The 21717-nt window shown below is 67.3% G+C and carries 21 protein-coding genes; 7 read left to right on the top strand and 14 right to left on the bottom strand.

Annotated features, from left to right (window positions below; translation table 11 throughout):
* From G3N61_RS04250 to G3N61_RS04225, 6 genes are all read right to left on the bottom strand, one after another.
* Positions 1-700: ATP-binding cassette domain-containing protein (locus G3N61_RS04250; protein WP_205821661.1), on the bottom strand; the 700-nt coding region annotated here is incomplete at its 3' end.
* A 31-nt stretch (positions 701-731) separates the two neighbouring features.
* Positions 732-1877 (bottom strand): galactonate dehydratase, encoded by a 1146-nt coding sequence (dgoD, locus tag G3N61_RS04245; RefSeq protein WP_043192107.1) that lies wholly within the window; start codon positions 1875-1877, stop codon positions 732-734.
* Positions 1874-2659: an SDR family oxidoreductase gene (locus G3N61_RS04240; protein WP_089454310.1), complete on the bottom strand. Its 786-nt coding sequence runs from the start codon at positions 2657-2659 to the stop codon at positions 1874-1876. Before G3N61_RS04240 ends, dgoD begins: the two co-directional genes overlap by 4 nt.
* Before the next feature lie 4 nt (positions 2660-2663).
* Positions 2664-3566, bottom strand: coding sequence for a carbohydrate ABC transporter permease (locus tag G3N61_RS04235; protein ID WP_043192111.1), 903 nt, complete (start codon positions 3564-3566; stop codon positions 2664-2666).
* Positions 3563-4432 carry a sugar ABC transporter permease gene (locus G3N61_RS04230; RefSeq protein WP_011349624.1) on the bottom strand — a complete coding sequence of 290 codons (870 nt, stop codon included), beginning with the start codon at positions 4430-4432 and terminating at the stop codon, positions 3563-3565. The genes G3N61_RS04235 and G3N61_RS04230 overlap by 4 nt, the downstream gene beginning before the upstream one ends.
* Positions 4433-4502: 70 nt before the next feature.
* Complete coding sequence (locus G3N61_RS04225; RefSeq protein WP_205821660.1) at positions 4503-5735, bottom strand: ABC transporter substrate-binding protein; 1233 nt, start codon at positions 5733-5735, stop codon at positions 4503-4505.
* Between the two features lie 377 nt (positions 5736-6112).
* Here G3N61_RS04225 and G3N61_RS04220 point away from each other — a divergent pair, with 377 nt between their 5' ends.
* A complete protein-coding gene (locus tag G3N61_RS04220) occupies positions 6113-6874 on the top strand; it encodes a fumarylacetoacetate hydrolase family protein (RefSeq protein ID WP_043192113.1) in 762 nt (253 codons plus the stop codon).
* Between the two features lie 91 nt (positions 6875-6965).
* On the opposite strand, the gene G3N61_RS04215 is transcribed toward G3N61_RS04220, so the two are convergent.
* Both G3N61_RS04215 and G3N61_RS04210 read right to left on the bottom strand, forming a co-directional pair.
* Positions 6966-7886, bottom strand: a complete 921-nt coding sequence (locus tag G3N61_RS04215) for an EamA family transporter (protein WP_205821659.1) — start codon at positions 7884-7886, stop codon at positions 6966-6968.
* A gap of 225 nt (positions 7887-8111) precedes the next feature.
* Positions 8112-8888 (bottom strand): arylamine N-acetyltransferase, encoded by a 777-nt coding sequence (locus G3N61_RS04210; RefSeq protein ID WP_205821658.1) that lies wholly within the window; start codon positions 8886-8888, stop codon positions 8112-8114.
* A 95-nt stretch (positions 8889-8983) separates the two neighbouring features.
* Here G3N61_RS04210 and G3N61_RS04205 point away from each other — a divergent pair, with 95 nt between their 5' ends.
* Complete coding sequence (locus tag G3N61_RS04205) at positions 8984-10438, top strand: PLP-dependent aminotransferase family protein (RefSeq protein WP_241017561.1); 1455 nt, start codon at positions 8984-8986, stop codon at positions 10436-10438.
* 147 nt (positions 10439-10585) lie between these two features.
* Here G3N61_RS04205 and G3N61_RS04200 read toward each other — a convergent pair whose 3' ends face one another.
* Together G3N61_RS04200 and G3N61_RS04195 are read right to left on the bottom strand one after the other, a co-directional pair.
* Positions 10586-11134: a hypothetical protein gene (locus tag G3N61_RS04200; protein WP_205821657.1), complete on the bottom strand. Its 549-nt coding sequence runs from the start codon at positions 11132-11134 to the stop codon at positions 10586-10588.
* 8 nt (positions 11135-11142) lie between these two features.
* Positions 11143-11589: a hypothetical protein gene (locus G3N61_RS04195; protein ID WP_205821656.1), complete on the bottom strand. Its 447-nt coding sequence runs from the start codon at positions 11587-11589 to the stop codon at positions 11143-11145.
* Between the two features lie 303 nt (positions 11590-11892).
* On the opposite strand from G3N61_RS04195, the gene G3N61_RS39415 reads away from it, so the two are divergent.
* The 4 genes from G3N61_RS39415 to G3N61_RS04175 all read left to right on the top strand — a co-directional run bounded on the left by G3N61_RS39415 (position 11893) and on the right by G3N61_RS04175 (position 17494).
* Positions 11893-12639 (top strand): lysozyme inhibitor LprI family protein, encoded by a 747-nt coding sequence (locus tag G3N61_RS39415; protein WP_241017560.1) that lies wholly within the window; start codon positions 11893-11895, stop codon positions 12637-12639.
* 356 nt (positions 12640-12995) lie between these two features.
* The gene (locus G3N61_RS04185; protein ID WP_205821655.1) at positions 12996-14408 is read left to right on the top strand and encodes a 3-deoxy-D-arabino-heptulosonate 7-phosphate synthase; all 1413 of its coding nucleotides are present in this window, start codon (positions 12996-12998) and stop codon (positions 14406-14408) included.
* 187 nt (positions 14409-14595) lie between these two features.
* Positions 14596-16770: a hypothetical protein gene (locus G3N61_RS04180; RefSeq protein WP_205821654.1), complete on the top strand. Its 2175-nt coding sequence runs from the start codon at positions 14596-14598 to the stop codon at positions 16768-16770.
* Between the two features lie 7 nt (positions 16771-16777).
* Positions 16778-17494, top strand: coding sequence for a DUF3142 domain-containing protein (locus tag G3N61_RS04175; RefSeq protein ID WP_205821653.1), 717 nt, complete (start codon positions 16778-16780; stop codon positions 17492-17494).
* A 43-nt stretch (positions 17495-17537) separates the two neighbouring features.
* Here the strand turns inward: G3N61_RS04175 and G3N61_RS04170 are convergent, their stop codons facing one another.
* Entirely contained in the window at positions 17538-17912 is a 375-nt protein-coding gene (locus G3N61_RS04170; RefSeq protein ID WP_205821652.1) for a gamma-glutamylcyclotransferase family protein, read from the bottom strand.
* Between the two features lie 58 nt (positions 17913-17970).
* The gene (locus G3N61_RS04165) at positions 17971-18621 is read right to left on the bottom strand and encodes a LysE family translocator (RefSeq protein WP_089454301.1); all 651 of its coding nucleotides are present in this window, start codon (positions 18619-18621) and stop codon (positions 17971-17973) included.
* 165 nt (positions 18622-18786) lie between these two features.
* On the opposite strand from G3N61_RS04165, the gene G3N61_RS04160 reads away from it, so the two are divergent.
* A complete protein-coding gene (locus G3N61_RS04160) occupies positions 18787-19707 on the top strand; it encodes a LysR substrate-binding domain-containing protein (protein WP_043192128.1) in 921 nt (306 codons plus the stop codon).
* A 121-nt stretch (positions 19708-19828) separates the two neighbouring features.
* Here the strand turns inward: G3N61_RS04160 and G3N61_RS04155 are convergent, their stop codons facing one another.
* Positions 19829-20665 (bottom strand): alpha/beta hydrolase, encoded by an 837-nt coding sequence (locus tag G3N61_RS04155; protein ID WP_089454300.1) that lies wholly within the window; start codon positions 20663-20665, stop codon positions 19829-19831.
* 159 nt (positions 20666-20824) lie between these two features.
* Positions 20825-21655 carry an oxidoreductase gene (locus G3N61_RS04150; protein ID WP_205821651.1) on the bottom strand — a complete coding sequence of 277 codons (831 nt, stop codon included), beginning with the start codon at positions 21653-21655 and terminating at the stop codon, positions 20825-20827.
* Positions 21656-21717 lie beyond the last annotated feature (62 nt).

Here is a 21717-nt window from a genome sequence, read left to right as displayed (position 1 = left end):
ACGACGCGACGAAATGGTTCGCCGGCTGCTCGTACAGCGCCAGCGGCGAACCGACCTGCTCGATGCGTCCGCCGTTGAACACCGCGATCCGGTCGCCGAGCGTCATCGCCTCGACCTGGTCGTGCGTCACGTAGATCATCGTGCTGCCGAGCTCGCGGTGCAGCCGCGCGAGTTCGAGCCGCATCCCGCCACGCAGTGCCGCGTCGAGGTTCGACAGCGGTTCGTCGAACAGGAACACGCCCGGCTTGCGCACGATCGCACGGCCGATCGCGACGCGCTGCCGCTGGCCGCCCGACAGCGCCTTCGGCTTGCGGTCGAGCAGCGCGGACAACCGCAGCGCCTCGGCCGCCTGCCCGACGCGCGTGCGCGTCTCGGCCGCGTCGACGCCCGCGAGCTTCAGCCCGAACGCCATGTTCTCGAACACCGTCATGTGCGGATACAGCGCGTAGTTCTGGAACACCATCGCGAGCCCGCGCTTCGCGGCCGGCACGTCGTTGACGCGGCGGCCGTCGATCAGCAGGTCGCCCGACGTGATCTCCTCGAGCCCTGCCAGCATCCGCAACATCGTCGATTTGCCGCAGCCCGACGGGCCGACGAACACCATGAATTCGCCATCCTCGATGTCGAGGCTGACGTCCTTGATCACATCCGCGCCGTCGTCGTAGCGCTTGCGGATCTGCTTGAGCGACACACTTGCCATGATTGCGTTTCTCCTCGTCCGTTGCTGCCGCTCACCATTCGGCGACCGAGCCGTCCTCGCGACGCCACACCGGGTTGCGCCAGCGGTGCCCGGTCGCGGCGGCTTCCCTCACCTTCTCTTCGTCGATCTCGACGCCGAGCCCCGGCGCATCAGGGCGTGCGACGTAGCCCGCGTCGAACGCGAACGGGATGCCGCGCGTGTACGCGTACATCGCGTTGTCGTCGTGATACGCGACATTGGTCGACTGCTCCTGGATGAACGCGTTCGGCGTGCAGAAATCGATCTGCAACGACGCCGCGAGCGTCAGGGGCCCCAGCGGGCAATGCGGCGCGACCGCGACGTCGTACGCCTCGGCCATCGCCGCGATCTTGCGCAGCTCCCAGATCCCGCCCGTGTGGCTCACGTCGGGCTGCACGATGTCGACGACGCCTTCCTGCAGCAGCTCCTTGAACTGCCAGCGCGTGAACAGCCGTTCGCCGGTCGCGAGCGGCACCGCGCAATCGCGCGCGACTTCGCGCAGCGCGTCGTTGTGCTCGGGCAGCAGCAGTTCCTCGTAGAACATCGGGTCGAACGGCGCGAGCGCCCTGGCGAGCGCCTTCGCGACCGGGCGGCGCACGCGGCCGTGGAAGTCGATGCCGAGCCCGACCTCCTTGCCAACCGCATCGCGCACCGTGCCGAAGCGCGCCACCGCGCGATCGATCGCCGCCGGCGACTCGATCCAGTCGGTCGCGTTGACCACGCCCATCTTCAGCGCGGTATAGCCGGCCTCGACGAGCTGCCGTGCGTTCGCGGCCATCTCGTCGGGCGTGTCGCCCTTCACGTGCGCATAGACACGCGCCTTGTCGCGCACGGGGCCGCCGAGCAGGTCGTAGACGGGCACGCCGAGCGCGCGCGCCTTGATGTCCCACAGCGCCTGCTCGATGCCCGAGATCGCGCTCGTCAGGATCGGGCCGCCGCGATAGAAGCCGCCGCGATACATGACCTGGAACAAATCCTCGATGTGGCGCGGGTCGCGGCCGATCAGGTAGTCGGCGAGTTCGTGCACGGCGGCGGCCGTGGTGGCCGCGCGCCCTTCGACGATCGGCTCGCCCCAGCCGGCGAGGCCCTCGTCGGTGCTGACCTTCACGAACTGCCAGCGCGGTGCGACCGCGAATGTTTCGATTTCGGTGATCTTCATGTGGATGAACGGGTCCGGTTGAACAGCAGCGCCGACATGCCGTTGTCGGCGACGAGATCCGCGCCGGCGATGCCGGCCGCCGCGTCCGACAGCAGGAACGCGGCGATCCGGCCGATATCGGCCGGTTCGTTGATGCGCTGCGCGGGATGCAGCGCGCGATACGTGTCGAGCAGCGCGGGATCGCGCTCGAGTGCCGCGCCGATCGGCGCGTTCAGCGTGAAGCCGGGGCTCAGCGTGTTGACGCGGATGCGCTGCGGCGCGAGGCTCGTCGCCATCGCGCGCGACATCGCGACGATGCCGCCCTTGGTCGCCGCGTACATCTCGAAACCCGGCACGCTCGCGCCCGCATGATTCGACGCGATGTTGACGATCGCGCCGCCACCGGCGCGCGCGATGCGCGGCGCCGCGAGCTGCGCACACTGGAACATCGAGCGCAGGTTGGTGCGGTACAGGCGGTCGCAGTCGTCGAGCGAGAATGCGTCGAACGGGCCGTGCAGCGTGATGCCCGCGTTGTTCACGAGCCCATCGAGCCGGCCGTGATGCGCGTCGACGCGCTCGAACAGCGCGGCGACGCTCGCCGGCTCGGCGACGTCGGTCTCGACGAACAGCGCGTCGCGCCCACCGAGCCGTTCGCGCACCACGTCGGCGCGCGCGGCATTCTTCTCCGCGACGACGACCTGCGCGCCGCATTGCGCGAGCACGTCGACGATGCCGAGGCCGATGCCGTCCCCGCCACCGGTGACGACGATCACGCGGCCGTCGAGCGATTCGAATGGATTCATGGTGTTACCCCTTGACCGCGCCGGCCGTGATGCCCGCGACGATCCTGCGCTGGAGAATGAAGAACAGCACGAGCAGCGGCAGCGTGCCCATCACGGCTGCCGGGAACAGCTTGGTCGGATCGATGTCGTTGGTGCCGATGAAGCGGAACACCGCGACGGTGATCGTGAACTTCGACGAGTCGGTCAGGAACAGCAGCGGATAGACGAGGTCGTTCCACACCGACAGCGTGACGAACATCGCGAGCGTGCCGGTGATCGGCCGCAGCAGCGGCAGCACGATGTACCAGTACACCTGCAGCGGGCTGCAGCCGTCCATCACCGCGGCTTCCTCGAGTTCGAGCGGAATCCGCTTCAGGAAGCTCGTGTAGAAGAACACGCCGAGCGGCAGGCTCTGCACGGTGTACGCGAGCACGACGCCGAGATACGTGTTGAGCAGGTGCAGGTCGCGGAACAGCACGTACAGCGGCGTCAGGCTGACGAACATCGGGATCGTCAGGCCGAGCGTCAGCACGATGTAGACCGCGTTCGACAGCCGGCCCTTCACGCGTGCCAGCGGATACGCCGCGAGCGACGACAGCAGCGCGACGAGGAACGTGACCGCGAGCGTGATGCCGATCGTGTTCGCGACGCTGCGCCAGTAGTTCATCTGCGTGAACACGGCCGCGTAGTTGCCGAAGAACACATGGTCGGGCAGCCCGAGCGGGCGCGCGATGATGTCGTCGCCGGTGCGCAGCGACATCAGCACCATGTAGATCGTCGGCAGCAGCACGATCGCGACGATTGCGATCGCGGCGACGAGCCGCGCGAACCCCGGCATGCGGCGCAGCAGCGCCCCCGCGCGCAGCCCGCCGCCCGACGTGCCGGCGGACGGACGGTCCGCATGAAAGCGTTGACGGATGACGTTCACAGGTTGTCCTCCCGGCGGCGCAGGATCGTGTTCTGCGTGGTGGCGACCACCACGACGATCGCGAGCATGATCATCGACAGTGCACTCGCGAAGCCGAACTTGTAGTCGTTGAACAGGCTGTGGAAGATCTGCAGCCCGAGCGTGGTCGTCGCGCCATCCGGCCCGCCGTTGGTCAGCACGAGCGGCAGCTCGAAGGTCTTCAGCGTGCCGATCGTGCTCAGCGTGATGTTCACGGTGAACGCCGGCGCGAGCAGCGGCAGGTCGATGCGCGTGAAGCGCACCCACGCGTTCGCGCCGTCGAGCTTCGCCGCATCGTGCAGTTCGGACGGAATGTTCAGGTAGCCGGCCAGGAAGATCGCCGTCGAGTAGCCGACGTACATCCACACGTGCACGGCCGTGACGGCCGGCAGCGTGACCGACGGATCGCCGAGCCACACCTGCTGCAGCGCGTCGAGATGCACGAGATGCAGCAACTCGTTGATGCCGCCGCCGAGCGGCGAGTACAGGTACTCCCACACGAACCCGGCGATCACCGCCGAGAACATGCTCGGCACCAGCAGCCCGACACGCAACGCGCCGCGCAGCCGCGGCAGCGAGAACAGCAGCGCCGCGAACAGCAGCCCGAGCCCGTTCTGCACGATCACGACGATCGCCGCATACGCGAACGTGACGACGAGCGTATGCAGGCTCGCGGGATCGCGAAACGCCGCCGCGTAGTTCGCGAGCCCGATCCAGTGCGCATCGCCCACGCCGGAAAAATCCGTCAGGCTCATTCGCGCGGCCTTGAACAGCGGATACAGGCTCAGCAGCGCGTACAGCGCGAGCGCCGGAACGGCGCACCACAGCAAGGTCCGGTTGCGCTTCATCGCGCGCCTCCTTCGTCGAACCGCGCCGCGCGAGCGCGCGCGGCAGCGGAAATGTCAGCAGACAGGCCGTTCATCGCGCGGCCGCATCCCAGCGGGCGAGCAGCTTCGCCGGGTCCTGGCCGATGTCGAGGAAATACGCGGACATCGAATTCCAGATCGCGGTGAACAGCGTGCCGGTCCACACGCCCTTCGGATACAGCACGACGTGCCCGTTCTTCTGCACGGCCGCGTATGGCTGCGCCTGCGGCGGCATCGCATCGGTGCCGCCTTCGAACGGGCTGAACCCGGCTTCCGCGTCGAGGAACTGGCGGTCGTTGTCGGGGCGCGCCCAGAACGCGAGCCACTTCTTCGCGGCGTCGGTCTGGTGCGATGCCGCGTTGATCGCCCACGCGGTGCCGAGCATGTCGAGCGCGACCGGCCCGTTGCCGGGCACGAGCGCCGGCAGCGGCGCGAACTGGAACGACAGGCCCTTCGTCGCGCTGAACTTCGCGATGTTCCATGCGCCCTGCGGCATCATCGCGACGCGGCCGGCCTGGAATTCGGTCAGCCCCGTGCTCCACGCGCTCACGCCATTGTTCAGGCGCGGCACGAAGCACTTCGCGTCGGCGAGCACCTTCAGCGCGGCCATCGACTGCTTGAACGCCGGATCGGCCGCGAAGCGCGCGCTGCCCGCGCCGACGAACGATTCGGCGCGCGCATCCGCATCGCCGCCGGCCGCCAGCCCGGACGCAATCACGAGCGCCGCGGGCGCCCAGCCTTCCTTCGCGGGCAGCAGCATCGGCGTGATGCCGGCCGCCGCCAGCTTCCCGCACGCGGCCTTCAACTGGTCGACGTCGGTCGGCACCGTCGCGACACCCGCACGCTTGAGCAGGTCGAGGTTCGCGAACAGGCCGATGCCGACCAGCTCCATCGGCAGCATGTAGGTCTCCCCGCCGATCTGCGTGTGGTTACGCACGCCGCGCCAGATCGTCGGCACCCACTTCTCGCCGCTCAGGTCCAGCAGCTGATGCGCGCCCTGCCACTGCCGCATCAGCTCGCGATCGATCATCAGCACATCGGGCCCGTTGCCGCCCTGCAGCCGCGACGACACGACCGTCGTCGTGTCGTTGCGCGACATGTACTCGAACTTGACCTTGATGTCGGGGTTTTCCTTCTCGAACTTTGCGATCAGCGCCGCCATGTTGGCGGGCTCGGCGCCGCCGCCCTTCCAGCCCGTCACGTCGAGCGTGACCGGTGCGGCGCACACCTGCGCCGCCAGCACTGAAAGGACTGCGAAAGTTGCTGCCCGAAGCCTGTTGAACATCTGCTGTCTCCATGTTGTTGTCGAATCGTTGCGCACGGCCAGTGGTGCACGGCGAGTGGCACACGGCCGATGGCGTGCGGCGACCGGAACATGCGGCATCCGATGCGGCCGCGATCCGTCGCGCAGTCGCCCGCGTTTCCCCGTCGTCCGATTCATTTGGGAAAGCGCTTTCCCTATTGTGTCGCACAACCTGCCCGGCGTGCAAGCGCCGGGGCGAACCGATCGTCTAGGGGATATCCCGGGGGCCTGTCGCGGCGGTTGCGAGCCGCGTGTGCGCAACCGGATCGAGCGGCCATCGCGCCGAAGGCGCTATCATCGGATGTGCGACTTTCGTCCGGCCCTTATTTGCCGGCCCACTTTCAACTCGCTCAACCGACATGACAACGACTACCGAACGCGTGGACGGCGCCGCCCAGCATCTCGTCGCCGCCCGCCATGCCGGCGCGCCCGGCCCGCTGCTGCCCGATGCGCTGCGTCCCGAGAACGTCGAGACCGCGCTCGCGATCCAGCAGCGCGTGGCCGACCTGCTCGGCGAACCCGTCGGCGGATGGAAATGCGCGCTGCCGCCGCCCGACCGCGTGATCCTCGCGCCTATCTTCGCGTCGACGATCCGCGAGGCCGATGCGCCGTACCGTGTGGTCGGCGGGCCGATCGTGCGGATCGAACCGGAAATCGCGTTCGTGCTCGATCGCGACCTGCCCGCGCGCGAACAGCCGTACGACGAACAGGACGTGCGCGACGCGATCCGCGAAGTGCGCATCGTGCTCGAGGTGCTGGGCTGCCGCTATGCGGAGCCCACGCGCGCATCGAAGTTCGAGCTGCTGGCCGACGGGCAATTCAACCAGGGGCTGTGCGTCGGCCCGGTCGTGCCCGACGGGCTGAACGTGCCGCTCGAAACGCTGGCGCTGTCGTTCGAAGGCGCGCTGAACCGCGCGATCGACGGCCGCCATCCGGACGGCGATCCGCTGAAGCCGCTGGTGTGGCTCGTCAATTTCCTCGCCTCGCGCGGCGACGCCGTGCGCGCCGGGCAGATCGTGACGACCGGTTCGTACGCGGGCGCGATCGACGTGCCGCTCGGCGATGCGCTGACGGTCCGCTTCGGCGACCTCGGCAGCCTGTCGGTGACGTTGACCGCGTGATGCACGCGGCGCGCGGGCACGGCTGACCGGGGCGGTCGCTGCGCGCAGCGCGATGGCGGCGATTCATGCGCCGCCCGCTTCATGGCCGTTGTCAGGTGCGTGGCTGCCCGCGCGGTCGTGACGGCAACGTCATCGCAGCCACGCCCGCGACGACGCATCCGAGCCCCAGCCACGCCGATGCCGACAGCGATTCGCCGAGCAGCGCCATGCTGATGCCGACGCCGATCGGCACGCGCAGATAGGCCTGCGCCGTCGTGCCGACCGAGCCGAGCGTCTGGACGAGCCGGAAGTAGATGACGAACGCGAGTGCGGTCGAGAAGACCGCGAGCGCTGCCAATGCGATCAGCGATGGCGCCGACGGATGAAGCGTCCACGGGCGATCGACGACGAGACTGGCCGGTACCAGCACGGCCGCGCCGACGATGAGCGAGCCGGCGGCAGGCGCCGCGGGCGACAGTCCGCTGAAGGCTCGCCCGTAGATCGCCGCGCCCGCGTAGCAGACGGTCGCCGCGACGATCGCCAGTTGCGGCACGAGTTGCCGCCCGAGTCCGTCGAACGCGCTGACGCCGACCACCAGCGAGATGCCGACGAGCCCCGCGACGACGCCGAACAGCTTCCGCGGCGTCAGCGGCTCATGGCGCGTGATCAGCCAGGTGCCGACGAACGCGAGCACGGGTGATGCGGAATTGAGGATCGTCGCGAGCCCCGCCTCGACCGAACGTTCGGCCCACGCGATCAACGTGAACGGCACGACGCTGTTCAGCAGCGCCTGGACGAAGAAGCGCCGCCAGACCGCGAGATCGCGCGGCATCCGAATGCGCGTGACGCGCATCCACAGCAGCAGCACCGAGCCTGCGATCAAGGTCCGCGCGGCGATCAGCGTCAGCGGCGGAATCGTCTCTACGCCGATCCGGATGAACGTGTAGGACGCACCCCATAACGTCGAAAGCGTGAGAAGCAGGAGCAGATCCGCGACGGCGGGCGGGTGGCGGGGCTTGACGGGTTGCTGCATGTCGGGGGATTCGCGTTCGCAGACCATGGCGAGGTCGGGATCGGCACGGGCCGCACAAGCAGATGATGCCGGTGGCCCGGCGCGAACGCTTCAGCGTGATGCGAAATGTGGATTGCCCGCGTCGAGGGCTAGTCGCTCGAATCCCTGTCATCACACGTCGTTGCCGCAACCCAGCCTGCCGGCATCTTCAGTGCGGCGTGATCCCGGGCGTCTCCTCTCACGGCGTCACCGACTAACACTGGGCGGCAGTCCAAAGCGGTTTTCCAGCACTTGCGCAATCTCCCCTTCCGCCAGTTGCCGTTTCTCGGTGTGCCCGTCCGCTACCGTCTTTAGCAAATCGCCCAGCAGGATCAGTCGCCCGTCCGGCCGGTGCAGCACCACCAGCAGTTTCTGCACAAAGATGGCCTCGGGGTGGGTGGAGTTGAGATAGTTGGCCGGGACGAAATCAACCCACTCCTGGGGCGACAGGTCGAAACCGTACTGGTTCGCCCACTCGCCGTCCACCTTCGCCTGCAGCAGGTAGTCACCGCGTTCATCGCGGCTGAGCCGGAAGGTGTCGCAGTCCTGCACGACGTCGATGTCGAGCCGGTCCAGGTCCATCGGCGCGCGGATGCCGTAGCTGCCGAAGCCCAGGTCGCACAGCCAGCGCCGCCCGCCAACCTCGGCGATCAGCGCCATGTGAGTGCGCGGCCGGCGCGCCGGGTAGAACAACGGCCGGGCGGCGACAAAGCGGTAAGGGATGCCCAGGGCCGCCAGTGCCATGGCGAACAATCCGTTGACCTCGTAGCAGTAGCCGCCACGGCCTTGCCGCAGCAGTTTGTCGGCGATGTCCTCGGGTACCAGCGACACGACCTTACCGGCCTGCACATCCAGGTTCTCGAACGGCACCGAGAACAGTTGGTGGCGCATGAGCGCATGCAGCGTGGCGGTATCGGCGACGGCATCGCCGGTGTAGCCGATGCGTCGGAAATAGCTGGGAACGTCGAAGTTGCTGGCGTGCATATGACTGGCTCCTGGTGCGAGTGATGTGATGCCCACGATAGGCTGAATACGGGGACATCTGTATAGTCAGATCTATCCAAAACCAGATTGCACAGATGGCGATGCCCGCCCCCTCCTCATCCCCGGCCTCACCCCACTACCGCCGTATCGCCGAGATGCTGCGCCAGACCCTGGCCTCCGGCGCGCTGCGCCCCGGCGAGCGGGTGATCTCTGCGCGCAAGCTGGCCGAGCGCGAACAAGTCAGCCTGCCGACGGCGCTGGAGGCACTGCGCTGCCTGGAAGCCGAGGGCCTGATCGTCGCGCGCCCTCGCTCGGGCTACTTCGTCCGGCAAGCGGCCAAAAGCCAGGCCGTGCAGCCGTCCCGTCCATCGCCGCGCCCCGTTCCGGTGACGATGTCGGCACTGGCGCGCTCGCTGTTCAGCAGCGCCGATGCCCGCCTGGTGCCGCTCGGGGCCGCGCTGCCCGATCCAGCCTGGCTGCCCACGGCGGCCCTGCAACGGTCGCTGCAGGCGGCCGGGCGCCGGCTGGACGCGTATGGGCAGAGCTACAGCTTGCCGCCAGGCCGGGCCGACTTGCGTGGCCAGATCGCGGCACGGGCGGCGCAGTGGGGCGCGCGCTTCGGCCCGGATGAACTCGTCGTCACCGCGGGGGCGACGCAGGCGCTGCGCCTGGCCCTGCGTGCGGTGTGCCGGCCAGGCGACGTGGTGGCGATCGAGCGCCCGGCCTACTTCGGCACGCTCCTGCTGCTGGAGGACCTGGGGTTGAAGGCGCTCGAAATCGCCACCGATCCCCGCGAGGGCCTGCTGCTGGCCCCGCTTGCCGAGGCGATCGAGCGCCACCGGCCCGCTGCCGTGCTGGCCTCGCCCACGGTGCAGAACCCGCTGGGCGCCAGCATGCCTGTCGCGCGCAAGCGGGCGCTCGTGGCGCTTCTTGCGCATGCCGGCGTCCCCCTCATCGAAGACGACGTGTATGGCGACCTGGCCGGCGAGGGCCAGCGTCCGCCGGCCTGCAAGGCGTTCGACCGCAGCGGCAACGTCCTGTACTGCGGTTCGCTGTCCAAGACGTTGGCGCCGGGCTGGCGCATCGGCTGGATCGCAGCCGGGCGCTACCACCCGCAGGTGCTGCAGGCACGCCAGGCCGGGGACTGGGCCGGCGTGCCGCTGCTGGAAGCCGCGACGGCTGACGTGCTGGCTAGCGGCGACTACGACCGGCATCTGCGGCGCTTGAGGTCCCGCATCGCGGACGCGGTACGGGCCGTCACCGCGCGGGTCGAGGTGAGCTTCCCCAAGGGCACGCGCGTCTCGGCCCCGCGCGCCGGCTTCCTGTTGTGGGTGGAGCTGCCACGACAGGTCGATGCGCTGGCGGTGCATCGCAGCGCACTTGCGCTGGGCATCGGCGTCAGCCCCGGCCCGCTGTTCTCCCCGCGGGCGGATCTGCCGAACCACCTGCGGTTGAACTGCGCGAACGAACCCACGCCGCGCCTGCTGGGCGCGGTGGAGCAGATCGGCGAACTGTGCCGCCGGCTGGCAACGCAGAGTCCGGCGCGGTAGTCACGATGGTCCGAACCCGACTATTCCATCCTTGCTCGCGTGCCAGATCCTCGGTCGCCTTGGAATCACCCGCGAGGAATGGTGTGGTGCCGTATCTGTACGGCTAGCAACACCGAGATGCAGCGGCGCGAGCGAACAGCTTTGAAACTACGGGTGCGGCTCGTTCGCTTGCGGGATCGTAAAGAGGCGCTCGATCGTTTCGCCCAAATCAGCGAGTTTCTCGAACGCGCCTTTCGGGAGGACGCGTTGATTCGCTCTTTCCGCCTTGATGCCTTGTGCGTTCGCACGCGCATGACGTGCGGTAGCGTGACCGGAGAGGTCCGGTAGCGGTCGCCCCGGTGCCGCGCCGAACCAACGGTACTCCGTGATATCGAGGTCGTCCGTGACGCCGAGCCAAACCACGCACCCGCTCGGCGCACGTGCCAACTGTTGGTTGATGGCAACCTGCGCACGGGCGCCATCGACCCGTGACACCTTGAGCTGGACGTGTCGCATCACGTTGCCGCAGCACATGACAAGGTCATACCCGCTCGCGTCGAATTCCGCACGAAGGATCTCGACGTTCAGGATGCCGCGTTTCCACAGGTGGCGCATGACCTCGCCCACAAAGATGTGTTCGACAATTCGCTCGCGCAGCACCGAATGTGTGGCGTGCCTCGTCCTGCCGTCGACAATTCCGGTCTCTTCAGCCTGCATGCTTGACCTCATTCGATTGTGGGCTGTTCGGTCGGCGGGGCTGCATGGCGTTCGATCAGCATCTTGTGATACCACGCACCAAAGGCGTCTGACCGCGGAACCTCCAGCTCCAGTTGGTGAGCATTCTCGCAAGCCCGCTCCAGCATCCACCGAGCCGCCTCTTCGAGGTCGGCGGTGATATCGGATTGCTCGTGATCCCCGAAGTGCTTGAGCGCGCTACGGACGCGATTCGCTTCGGCGATCGCGTCTTTCCGATCCTGTGCCGCATACCGAATGACTCGTCGGTCGAGGGCGACCTGTCGGCCACGCCGGTTCACCTCTTTGCCCAAGACCTCTTCAGCCGCGCCGGCAAGGGTGATCGCCGCCGCAAATTCTCGGTACTCGAGAAACAGCCTGAGCGCCGCATCAAGTTGCGCGAGCGCCAGATCAATCCGACGGTAAGTTTGAGCAACCACGAATCACACTCGGTCTTGGTCATTGCTTTTCCGGCCGACGCGCACGACGGGCGATATCGCCCGCGTCCGCCGCGGAAAACCTCTGTTGTTGTAGTCGGCTCGCTGTCGGCCAAGCCTCCAGGAACGGCGTACGCTCCCCCATCGCTGGACACCCACGCATCAACGAACCGATGTAGTCGCCTATAACGCCTTCACGCTGAAGCGCACTGACCGCGAACCACCGGGAAACCCAGTATCATCACACGTACGAAAGTCAGGCTCTACCCCGAAGATCGCGCGTCACGCTCCCTCATTGAATGCGACATGAAAACAAGATCCGTCCTCACGATGCTGGTCCGGACTGCGCTCCTGCCAACTGCCCTCTTGATCACCGGCGCAGTTCACGCCGCCTCCTTTAATTGCCATGTCGCCAAGCTCCCGGCGGAGCAAACGATATGTGCCGTCCCCGAGTTGTCGAAGCTGGACGATCAACTCGCGATCGCCTGGTCGCTCGCGCCCGGCCGCTTGGAAACGGGGCGTGGCGATTCCGGCCTCAACGCGCTAAAGGCGTATCAACGTGGCTGGCAACAGCAACGGGACGCCTGCGGGAAAGACGTCAACTGCCTGCGAACCAGTTATCTCCGGCGACTGCGGCAACTTGCCGAGCCCGAACCGGATACTGTGCTCGACATCAACGACTTCCATTGGTCGCAAACCTGGACGCTGATAGAGATTGCGTCCAAGCCGCTCCCGCACAATCGAGGCGGAATCATCATGATTCATCGCAGCTCGTATGACAATGCGGCACAGCTGACGTTTAACGCGTCATCATGGAACGGCCAAAACAGCGGGCGTGAATACCAGGCCAATGCAGTCGTACGGGCCGACGGCAAGGCATTTCACGTTTCCTCCGATGGCTGCCAGCTTGATTTCGCCATCCACGGTGCACAAATGGCGGTCGAGCAGCGCGGCCAATGCGGGAGCGTGCTTGGTCATGGTAGTGACGTCGATTTTCAAGGCACGTATATCGACGAGGAGCACGCGCCGAACAAAAGCTTCGAGTTTGAATGATCGCCCGACCGGCAAACCGGAAAGCGGTCGCGACGCGACCGACAGTGGCGTCTGGCGCGGAAGCCCATGCCAGTCAGTCGCAGCGCATTGCGTAACACGTGCCCGGCGCCGTGATCGCTGTTTCGACACATCGATCCGCGTGGCGTCCCGCGAAGCGAAGTAATGTTGTGACAGCGAACTCAAGATCGATCTTGTTGATGTCGAGAAGTAAAACCGTGACTTCGTGAAAGTGCAGCGATGGAAAACGTCGGCATCGACGGTCTCCAAAGTCGCACTGGATTGATTGGCCTTAACATCACCGCGCGCATCGGCCCGTCCCGTCGCGCACGCGCACCGCTTACACGCCGATACCAACCATGTCGCTGACACCGCTTCCCGCCCTGCTCGACGAAACACTGCGCACCGTCGCGCGCCGCTACCGGCTGCCGCCGCTCGACCGCGCGCTGTCGCCGGCCGACGCCGCGAACCCGGCCGCCACGCTCGCGCTCGCGATCGAGGAAGCGCGCAGGATACGGAGCGACGGACACACGCCCGACACGGCACTGCGGCAGCGCTTCATCGACGCGCTCGCACAAATGATCCGCGATGCGATGGAGACGCAAACCGGCGATCCCGCCTTCCAGGCCGCGGTGCTGCGGCACGATGCGCCGAGCGTGCGCGAATACGCGTCGTTGTCCGCGCACGCCGAGCAGGACCGTCGCGCGCTGCACTCGGCCGTCAATGCGATCGCGCACCCGGCCAAGCTCGAGCGCAGCGCGCGGCCGTGGCAACGCGACGGGCTCGCGCGGCTGCATGCGGCCGCCACCGCCGCGTCGTGGGCCGACCTGCACGACACCTTGCGACAACTGCTCGCGCTGCCCGACATGGCGACCGACGCCGCATTCGAGCAGGACATCGTCAAGCTGAAAGACAGCCCCGCGCTCGAACGCATGCTGCGCGTCGACGCACTGGCATCGGACGAGCACGTCCGTCGCTATCGCGCGCTCTGGGTTCGCCAGGGTCCGCTCGAAGGCAGCACGGTCGCCGTCGCGCAGGGCGTCGCGTCGCAGCAGCGCGGCGCAGCCGTCGAAGCGCTGGCCGCGCAGGCGCTCGACGCACTGGCCCGCAGGCTCGACGCCGTCGACGCACGCCGCACGTACCGGGTGGTGACGTCGATGCGCGTGCCGTCGTCGATACCGGGCCGGCACGATCGCGCGAAAACCGAATGGGACGCGATCCTGCTCGAACGCACGCGCGGCGACGACCCGGCGCCCGCGTGGAACGTGCGCTTCCTCGTCGAAGCGAAAGCGTCCGCGGATGCCGCGACGACCGATCTGCCGCGGCTGCTGCGCGGCCTGAACCTGCTCGCGCAGGCCGATCCGGACACGATCTATGCGTTCGAGACGCACCAGGGCACGGTGCGCGTGCACGGCGCGTCGCTGCGCGCGCTGACGACCGACGACGCGACGCTGCCACGGGAAGTGCTCTACTGCTGCGATGCGTCCGCGGACGCGACGCCGCGCCTGCTGGGCGCCGCCAGCCGGATGCAGTTGCTGTCGGCGCAGGCCAGCCTCGAATACGCGAGCGCGCTGGCACAGCGGCCGGATGCCGATCCGGGCGGCCTCGGCGTCGTCTGGCACGCGCTGCTGACGCTGCCGCAATGGCATGCCGTGCTGCACCAGTACCCGTCGTTGCGGCAGGTTCGCGAGCTGATGGTGGCGATCGACGACCTGCGCGCCGCGATCGACGATGTGGCCGACGACGGCGTCGCCAGCAGCGTATACGCGTGATGCAGGCGCCGGATCGAACCGGCCATCGCACGGCTTGCCGACCTGCGCGCACCGGTTGCCGCTGAACCCGGCCGCAGCGCGCGCCTGCGAACTTCGTGCATCCAGTGCGGTACGATACGCGCCGGGGCGAAAACGCCTCACCTGAGAGACTCGGCCGCTGCGGCCCCATACCCGGCACAAGAAAAAAATGCCTAAAAACCCATCGCTGCACCGAAACCTGTTCGCCGCGCTGGCGGCTAGCCTGCTCTGGATTCCGGCTGCCCATGCCAGCGGCGACGACGGCTGCTATGCGCCGAACACGCTCCGGCAAACCACCTACTCCTGCGCCAACCTCCCGATGCTGAGCCCGGCCAACGACACACGCATCAACGCGATGCTGATGATGGTCGACAGCGCCAAGGTCGCGCAGGCGTTTCCGGATCCGAAGACGATCCCGGCGAAAGACCGGATCAACCAGATCATCGTGCCGTTCCCGATGGACTTTTCCGGATGGATCTACATCGGGCAGAAGGAGCCCGACAAGACCGGCAACGCAGCGGATAGCGAAGCACCGTCGAACCAGTACGCCGACGGCGAAGGCAGCATCTGCCGCAGCATGAGCTCGGGCGCCGACGCATTCAACGACGCACTGGGCGGTGCCGGCGGCGTCCCCGCCGACGAAGCCGCGCGCCTGCGCGCGGCGCGCGCCGACATCGCGCAGAAGACCTGCGCCACGGGCGGCGCAAGCACCGCCGCCTGGACGAAACCGCCGGTCAAGTCGCCGCTCGGCCAGCAGTTCGCCGCGTACCTCGACGGCACGAACGCGTTCTACCGCGCCGACTTCCTCACCGCGACCCGGGCCTTCGCGAGCGCTTCGCACAGCGCGAACCCGTGGCTGAAGGAAACCGGCCTCTATATGGCCGGGCGCGCGCAGCTGAACGCCGCGCAGGCCAACGTGTTCGACAACGACGGCCCCACGCCGTCGCGCGGCCGCGTGACGAAGGTGTCGCTCGACGCGGCCAATACGGTGTTTCGCACCTACCTGAAGGTGTATCCGCAGGGACGCTATGCGACCTCCGCGACGGGGCTGTTGCGGCGTGTCGCGTGGCTCGGCGGGAACGTCACCCAGCAGGCCGACCTGTACGGCCACGCGCTCGCGCGCTGGTCGCCGGCGACGTCGAACGTGCCGCTGATCCAGCTGGCGAACGAACTCGACAGCAAGCTGCTGTTCGGGGCGGACTTCGACCCGAGCCAGATCCAGTCACCGACCGTGCTCGCGACCATCGACCTGCTGAACATGCGCACGTCGAACAGCAGCGATTCGAGCCGCAGCAAATCGCTGACGCTGGACGACCTGCAGGCGCAGAAGCCGCGCTTCGCGAATGCGCCCGCGCTCTACGACTACCTGCTCGCGACCTGGTATGTCCAGATCGGGCACAAGCCGGACGCCGCGCTCGCATTGCTGCCGCAGGCGCCCGCCGAGCCGCTCGACTACTTCGGCCTGAGCCAGCAGGCGCTGCGCGGGTTCGCGCTGGAGGACAGTGGCCAGACCGACAAGGCGCGCCAGCTGTGGCGCGACCTGATCCCGCTGGCGAAATTCCGCTTCCAGCGCGAGGCGCTGGAACTCGCGCTCGCGATCAACCTGGAGCAGGCCGGGCTCGTCAACGACGCGTTCGCCGACGATTCGCCCGTGCAGAACGCCGCGATTCGCGCCGTGCTGCTGCAACGCTCGGCCAATGCGGACCTGCTGCGTGCGCAGGCGCAAAACCAGGCGGCCGGCGGCGCGATGCGCGACACCGCGCTGTACACGCTGCTGTACAAGGAGCTCACGCGCTCGCATTACGCCGAGTTCATCGCGGATGCCGCGCTGGTGTCCGGCAAGCCTGCCGATCCGTTGAAGCCGTTCATCGCAGCCGGCGCCAAAAACGAAGACGCTTATACGTGCCCGTCCGCGCACGACATCGCCACGGCGCTCCAGCAGAATCCCGCCGATGCGAAAGGGCTGAACTGCCTCGCCGATTTCGTGCGCCTGCACCCGCCCGCACCCGGCCTCGAAAACGATCCGGTGCCGATGTGGATACGCAACGCATCGACGACGGCCGCCACACGTATCCCGCCGACGCTCGGCGCCGGGCCGTCGCAGTTCGCCGGCAAGCCGTACGAGCGGATGTCGAGCTACGTGACCGTGATGGCCGATGCGCAGGCGAACCCGAACGACCGCGCCTACGCGTACTACCGCGCGATCAAGTGCTATGCGCCGGGCGGCTCCAACGAATGCGGCGGCAAGGACGTGCCGAAGAACGTGCGCAAGCGCTGGTTCGATACGCTTAAGGCGAGCTACGCGGGCACGCCGTGGGCGCAGAAACTCCGCTACTACTGGTAAGCACCGCGTGAAGCGCATCGCGTGCCTGGCGTGCCTCGCACTGCTGCTGGCCGGACGCGTCGCCCTGGCCGGCACCGTCGATGCCGCGCGGTACGACGCGTTCTGGCTGTGGGCGGGCGTGAAGCCGCAGGCGGTCGTGCGCGACGCCCGCACCGTCTACGTGCTGCAAGGGCAGATCGAGGCACCGCCGCGGGACGAATCGCAGGTCCGCGTGATCGCGCAGGGCGTCGCGCTGCCCCCCGCGCCGCAGGCGCGCGTGTGGCTCGTCTATCGTGCGCATACGCTGCGCTGGACACCGCGCGTCACGCAGATCATGCTCGCGCAGCTCACGCGCTGGCGCGCATCGGGCCGCACGATCACCGGTATCCAGATCGACTTCGATGCGCGCACGCGCCACCTGCAGGACTACCTCGAATTCCTGCGCTCGCTGCGCGAGACGCTGCCCGCCGATTGCCGGCTGAGCATCACCGGGCTGCTCGACTGGAGCAGCCGCATCGATACCGACCAGGTCAACCAGCTCAGGGGGATCGTCGACGAAGTGGTCGTGCAGACCTACCAGGGCCGCCGCACGATCCCCGACTACGCGGACTACCTGCCGCGCGTCGCGCGGCTGCAACTGCCGTTTCGCATCGGCATCATCCAGGGCGGCGAATGGGACGCGCCGCCGTACCTCGCGACGAACCCGTGGTTCCGCGGCTACGTCGTGTTCCTGCGCAACGATTAGCGGACAAAGGCGCGGCGGCGGCCCGCCTTTCCGCGCTTCGGATTTACTCCGGTCGCGGCGAAGTCGCGTCCACGTACACCCACGCGGCGACACCCGACTCGAGCACCACGCGATCGCGGCGATACGCGTCGACTTCATAGTCGTCCGCGTGCTGCAGTTCTTCCGGCGTGATTGCAAACACGGTGCCCGTGACGCGATCGCCCGCCTGGCCGGTATAGGCCACCACCGGATGATGCGTCTTCCCGCTCGTCGCGACCACTTCCGGGTCGTCGATCTTCAGCATCGTCATTGCGTAACCGGGCATCGCATCCTCACGGCCGTCGAGCTTGCGGCCGAAGGTGGCGAGCTGCACCGGTTCGAGTTGCAGCGTGCCATAGGAAAAGAGCTGTTCGGAGAAAGTCGGGGTAGTGCTGGACATGGTTGAACTCGATAAGAGAGTTGGGGCAAACGAAGCGTAACGCAGATCGCCGACGGGCCTACGCGGCACCCGCGATCGCGCCGCCGAGCCCGGCGAGCGCAATCACGAGCAGCGCGCCCGCCGACGAAGCCGTGATCCAGCGCTGCTTGCGCTGAATCAGCGGATGGTTGATCGCGGCCATGTAGCTGGTCAGGATCGTGAAATCGACCGCGATCCACAGCGCGGCCAGGATCGCCAGGCTCACGCGCGAATCCGGCGTGATGCCGACGAACTGCGGAAAGAACGCGACGAAGAACAGCAGGTCCTTCGGATTCGCGATACCGACGAGAAAGCCGCGCACGACGCCCGGCAAGCGCCGCGCCTGCGACGCCGGTTCTCCTTCCCTCGAATCGTTGCCGTCGCGCGTCTTGCCGGCGCGCCATTCGCCGAGCAGCGTCCGGATGGCCAGCACCGCGATGAAGATGCAACCGGCCACGTGCAGCCCCGTGAGCAGGCGATCGCTGACGAGCACGACGCCGAACACCATCAGCATCGCCCCCGCGATCATCACGAGGCTTGCGGCATTCGCGCCCACCGCGGTCAGCATGCCCTGGCGAAAGCCGCGCCGCGCGACGGTGCCGACCACGAGCATGACGACGGGGCCGGGGGTCGCGATGAGCAGCACGATCGCGGCGAGATAGGCGAACAGCAGCGGGTAATGGAGTGCCATGACAAAAAGTTGTTGGATAGATTGACGCGTGCGCCCGCCACGGTGGCATCATCGGGATTCAGCGCAGCGGATTGCACGGTTTTATCAAGTATTGCGTGCCCGCCCTGCTGCTGAAAAACGGAAAATCCTGCCGGATGACATGAATTTTATTCATATTCGAAACCCGTGAAGGCCAAACCGCTCCCCCCTGTCTACGCGCTGCGCGCGTTCGAAAGCGCCGCGCGCACCGGCTCGTTTACGCTGGCCGCCGAGGAACTGAGCCTGACGCAAAGCGCGGTGAGCAAGCACGTCCGAACGCTCGAGGCCTACTTCGGCCGGAAGCTGTTCGTCCGGCGCGGCCCGAAAATGACCGTGACCGCAGAAGCGCACATCTTCGCGTCGGGCCTGCGGCGCGGCTTCCGGCAGATCGAGGAAGCCTGCGTGCTGTTCCAGTCGCAACGCGACGTGCTGCGGCTCAAGGCGCCGTCCACCCTCACGATGCGCTGGCTGCTCGATGCACTCGCCGCGTTTCGCGCCACGCGTCCCGCGTTCGAGGTGCAGATCGCGAGCGTGTGGATGGATGTCGATACCGTCGATTTTTTCAGCGAATCCTACGATTGCGCGATCCTGCTCGGCGCAGGCAAGTTCGGCGAGGCCACGCAGTGCGTGAAGCTGTTCGACGAATGGCTGATTCCGGTGTGCTCGCGTGCGACCGCGACCGTCGCACGCACGAATCCGGCGGCATGCGAGCTGATCCACCCGTCGCCCGATCGGCGCGACTGGCGCCGCTGGCTCAAGGGCAGCGGCCATGATCTCGAGGTGGACATCACGCGCGGGCAGGTGTTCGACATGCTCGAACAGGGGATCGCGGCGGCCATTGCCGGCCACGGCCTCTCGATTGGCGATCTCGCGCTGTGTGCGACGGCCATCGACGAGAAGCAGCTCGTGCTGCCGTTCAAGACGGCCGTCAATACCGGCGACGCGTACTACCTCGTGTGGCCGGAAGACTCCGCCAAGGCCGCGCAGGTGCGCGAATTGCTCGCGTTCCTGGAAAGCCGGATGCCGCGTTTGACGTTTCCGGGCATCCGCTTCAACGGCCCGGGCTGACCGCTGCGGCCGGCGATCCGGCCGCGTGGCCGACGGCGCTACGGGCGCACCCTCGCGCCGCCGGTATGCAACGACAGCGCAGCCCGCCGCAGCGGGCCTGCGCCGACATCCGCCGATACCGTTACGCCTGCACGAACGCCAGCAGGTCGGCGTTGAGCACGTCCGCGTTGACCGTCAGCATCCCGTGCGAGTAGCCCGGGTACGTCTTCAGCGTGCCGTTCTTCAACAGCTTGATCGACTTCAGCGCGGCATCCGCGATCGGCACGATCTGGTCGTCTTCGCCATGCAGCACGAGCGTCGGGACGGAGATCGACTTCAGGTCGTCGGTCTGGTCCGTTTCCGAAAACGCCTTGATGCCTTCGTAATGCGCTTTGGCGCTACCTTCCATCCCCTGTCGCCACCAGTTGCGGATCACGCCCTGATGCACGGTTGCACCTTCTCGGTTGAACCCGTAGAACGGACCGCTCGGCACATCGAGGAAGAACTGCGCACGATTGTCGGCGAGCGCTTTCCGGAAGCCGTCGAACACCTCGAGCGGCAGCCCTTCGGGGTTCGAATCGGTTTTCAGCATCAGCGGCGGCACCGCGCTGACCAGCACCGCCTTCGCGACGCGGCCGGCCGGCTCGCCGTGCTTCGCGACGTAGCGCGCCACTTCGCCGCCGCCGGTCGAGTGACCGATGTGCACCGCATTGCGCAGGTCGAGCGCTTCGACGACCGCGAACGCATCTGCCGCGTAATGATCCATGTCATGGCCGTCCGACACCTGCGCCGACCGGCCGTGGCCGCGACGGTCGTGCGCCACCACGCGATAGCCCTTCTGGACGAAGAAGAGCATCTGCGCGTCCCAGTCGTCGCCGGACAACGGCCAGCCATGGTGGAACATGATGGGCTGCGCGTCCTTCGGGCCCCAGTCCTTGTAGAAAATCTCGACGTGATCCTTCGTTGTGACGGTTGGCATCGCGATGGACTCCTGTAAGGTGGATGAACTCGGCGGTGTGGCCGGAAGCCATTATCGGACAGGTTTGTTAAACGTCGATGCCAAGATGCGAATGATCGTCGACGCTTTCGTCAACGTGGACGAACCCGCTACGGACGAACGATCGTGCGTCGCCGCACGTCAATCGTCCGTCGACACCGTCACGGCCTCCCACGCCCGGATTTCCGCCTCCAGCGCCGCCAGTTTGCCGCGCACGAGCCGCAGCGCATCGCTGCCGAGCAGCAAATGCGCGGGCGGATGGTCCGCCGCGATCGCCGCGAGCATCGCCCCCGCGGCTTTCGCGGGATCGCCCGGTTGCTTGCCGCTCTTCTCTTCGCGCGCCTGGCGAATCGGGTCGAAGAGCGCGTCGTAGTCCGCGATCGAGCGCGGCGTGCGCATCATCGAGCGGCCGGCCCAGTCGGTGCGGAACGAACCCGGCGCCACGGCCGTCACGGCGATGCCGAACGGCTCGAGCTCCTTGCCGACAGATTCGGAAATGCCTTCCAGCGCGAACTTGCTGCCGCAGTAGTAGGCGATGCCCGGCATCGTGATGTGGCCGCCCATCGACGTGATGTTCAGGATGCGGCCGCGCCGCCGTTCACGCATGAACGGCACGACCGCCTTCATCATCGCCACCGCGCCGAATACGTTCACGTCGAACTGCCGGCGCATCTCCGCGAGCGGCGCTTCTTCCATGATCCCTTCGTGCCCGTAGCCGGCGTTGTTCACCAGCACGTCGACGGGCCCGACGTTCGCCTCGATTTCAGCGACGACGCCGTCGATGCGATCGAAGTCGGTCACGTCGAGCACCCGCGCGAACGCCTGCGCGGACAGTGCTTCGAAATCCTGCGCCGCCTGCGCGCTTCTCACGGTGCCGACCACCGTGTGACCGGCCGCGAGCGCTTCTTGCGCGAGCGCGCGGCCGAAGCCGCTGCTGACGCCGGTGATGAGCATGAGATTGCCGGATGCCATTTGAGCTTCTCCCGAATGTCGATTGGAGCATGCATACTAGTCTGACGCCAAACGTCGAATAA

It is taken from the genome of Burkholderia sp. Ac-20349 (assembly GCF_017104865.1).
Taxonomy (GTDB): domain Bacteria; phylum Pseudomonadota; class Gammaproteobacteria; order Burkholderiales; family Burkholderiaceae; genus Burkholderia; species Burkholderia aenigmatica.
The sequence above is the reverse complement of the archived record's forward strand: the minus strand, read 5'-3'. Positions and strand labels throughout refer to the sequence as shown.

Excerpts from the sequence above, each read along its gene's own strand:
- dgoD (WP_043192107.1), bottom strand. The coding sequence starts at position 1,877 with ATGAAGATCACCGAAATCGAAACATTCGCGGTCGCACCGCGCTGGCAG.
- G3N61_RS04240 (WP_089454310.1), bottom strand. The coding sequence starts at position 2,659 with ATGAATCCATTCGAATCGCTCGACGGCCGCGTGATCGTCGTCACCGGT.
- G3N61_RS04230 (WP_011349624.1), bottom strand. The coding sequence starts at position 4,432 with ATGAAGCGCAACCGGACCTTGCTGTGGTGCGCCGTTCCGGCGCTCGCG.
- G3N61_RS04225 (WP_205821660.1), bottom strand. The coding sequence starts at position 5,735 with ATGTTCAACAGGCTTCGGGCAGCAACTTTCGCAGTCCTTTCAGTGCTG.
- G3N61_RS04220 (WP_043192113.1), top strand. The coding sequence starts at position 6,113 with ATGACAACGACTACCGAACGCGTGGACGGCGCCGCCCAGCATCTCGTC.
- G3N61_RS04215 (WP_205821659.1), bottom strand. The coding sequence starts at position 7,886 with ATGCAGCAACCCGTCAAGCCCCGCCACCCGCCCGCCGTCGCGGATCTG.
- G3N61_RS04210 (WP_205821658.1), bottom strand. The coding sequence starts at position 8,888 with ATGCACGCCAGCAACTTCGACGTTCCCAGCTATTTCCGACGCATCGGC.
- G3N61_RS04205 (WP_241017561.1), top strand. The coding sequence starts at position 8,984 with ATGGCGATGCCCGCCCCCTCCTCATCCCCGGCCTCACCCCACTACCGC.
- G3N61_RS04200 (WP_205821657.1), bottom strand. The coding sequence starts at position 11,134 with ATGCAGGCTGAAGAGACCGGAATTGTCGACGGCAGGACGAGGCACGCC.
- G3N61_RS39415 (WP_241017560.1), top strand. The coding sequence starts at position 11,893 with ATGAAAACAAGATCCGTCCTCACGATGCTGGTCCGGACTGCGCTCCTG.
- G3N61_RS04185 (WP_205821655.1), top strand. The coding sequence starts at position 12,996 with ATGTCGCTGACACCGCTTCCCGCCCTGCTCGACGAAACACTGCGCACC.
- G3N61_RS04180 (WP_205821654.1), top strand. The coding sequence starts at position 14,596 with ATGCCTAAAAACCCATCGCTGCACCGAAACCTGTTCGCCGCGCTGGCG.
- G3N61_RS04170 (WP_205821652.1), bottom strand. The coding sequence starts at position 17,912 with ATGTCCAGCACTACCCCGACTTTCTCCGAACAGCTCTTTTCCTATGGC.
- G3N61_RS04165 (WP_089454301.1), bottom strand. The coding sequence starts at position 18,621 with ATGGCACTCCATTACCCGCTGCTGTTCGCCTATCTCGCCGCGATCGTG.
- G3N61_RS04155 (WP_089454300.1), bottom strand. The coding sequence starts at position 20,665 with ATGCCAACCGTCACAACGAAGGATCACGTCGAGATTTTCTACAAGGAC.
- G3N61_RS04150 (WP_205821651.1), bottom strand. The coding sequence starts at position 21,655 with ATGGCATCCGGCAATCTCATGCTCATCACCGGCGTCAGCAGCGGCTTC.